This window comes from Collinsella aerofaciens ATCC 25986 (assembly GCF_964237925.1).
Taxonomy (GTDB): domain Bacteria; phylum Actinomycetota; class Coriobacteriia; order Coriobacteriales; family Coriobacteriaceae; genus Collinsella; species Collinsella aerofaciens_BJ.
Genome location: NZ_CAXSKI010000041.1, coordinates 1 through 920 on the forward strand (window position 1 = coordinate 1; position 920 = coordinate 920).

General features: G+C 48.2%; 1 protein-coding gene. It reads right to left on the bottom strand.

Annotated features, from left to right (window positions below; translation table 11 throughout):
- On the bottom strand, positions 1-920 hold a 920-nt coding region (locus tag ACESWY_RS10265), incomplete at both ends, for a mucin-binding protein (RefSeq protein ID WP_373202385.1).

Below are 920 nucleotides of genomic sequence, written 5' to 3' on the forward strand. Positions count from 1 at the left end.
TATGTCACGGTCTCATTAACATCTGCTGAATCGGCATTCAGGTCAGTTACGACAGCTGTCTGCGCTTTATCAGCTACAGATCCCGACACCACTGGACTAACAACGGCATCAAAGGTTGTATCACCATTTGTCGCTGTCCAGGCGGTTGTTCCAGCACCACTCGTAATCACTTCACCAGTAACGTTATCGACAACGACGGTTCGTGTGAAGTTGACAGAATCAGTGTGCGGCTTGGCCACTACGTGTCCAGTCTGATCAACATAACTGACGGTCTCATGGACCGTCTTATCATAGTTGGTGCGAGTTGGCCACTTTGGTCCATCTGGTTCATCTGGATGGATTGGCGCTCCCGGTGTCTGTGGATCCGTTGGATTCACTGGCGTCAGCTGATGCTTCAAGTGAACCGTGAAGTTCTGAGCAGTTTTGTCATCATTGTCGAATGTCAAATCTGCTGGATAGCCATCAGTAACTAACTCATACCCGTGTTTCTTATAATCCGCAATGCTGCCACTGGTACTATAACTGGATTTCGAGCCCGTTGTTCCTGAAATTGAATCCGTCTTTAAAGTTTTGCCGGTCGTATCATCAACGTAGCTGACACTACCTTTTTGCTGATCTGCGGTATAGGTGATCGTTGTATCTTTCGTCGGATCACTTGGCTGATAACGGCTACCGGGTGTCAAAACATGACCTTCTGGATCATGTGCTGTATAACCTGGTACCGTCGGTACACCGGCTGGTGTAACCTTCGTCGCATCACGTGGGTCATTTGGATAGACTACTCTTGGTACTCTAGGGAAGTTCCCATCACTTGAGCTTGGTACCAATGATCCGACTTTCGTGTATGTCACGGTCTCATTAACATCTGCTGAATCGGCATTCAGGTCAGTTACGACAGCTGTCTGCGCTTTATCAGCTAC